We start from the raw sequence: 381 nt of genomic DNA on the forward strand, positions 1-381 counted from the left end.
CACACCGCTCGCCGCGCCGGTCGCGCCCCAGGGCGCGCTACCCAGCGCAGAAGAACTCGCGGTGCTCGCCGAACTGAGCGCCATTGGCTATGTGCGTGGTTTGCATGAAAAGCTCGACGCCATCGTGCTGGACAGCCCAGGTACCGCACCGTTCATCAACAAGCTCCGGGCCTTGCTGAAAAGCTTTCGCCTGGAAGAACTCAACCGCATCCTGAAGGAGGCCGAAGATGAATGCCTTGACCCACAGCGCTGAGCCCGGCGTGGTGCTAATTGTCGACGACACCCCGGACAACCTGGCCATGCTCTCCGACGCCCTGGACGACGCCGGCTACATGGTGCTGGTGGCGCTGGACGGCCTCAGCGCGCTGAACCGCGTGCAAC

Annotated in this window: 1 protein-coding gene and 1 pseudogene; both read left to right on the forward strand. The window is 64.3% G+C overall.

The window, feature by feature from the left end:
• On the forward strand, positions 1–253 hold a 253-nt coding region (locus HX846_RS39050), incomplete at its 5' end, for a hypothetical protein (protein WP_178967681.1).
• Positions 228–381 (forward strand): annotated as a pseudogene (locus HX846_RS40225) (DNA-binding response regulator); the annotation flags it as partial. The gene HX846_RS39050 and the pseudogene HX846_RS40225, both read left to right, overlap by 26 nt.

It is taken from the genome of Pseudomonas sp. K5002 (assembly GCF_013386655.1).
Lineage (GTDB): Bacteria > Pseudomonadota > Gammaproteobacteria > Pseudomonadales > Pseudomonadaceae > Aquipseudomonas.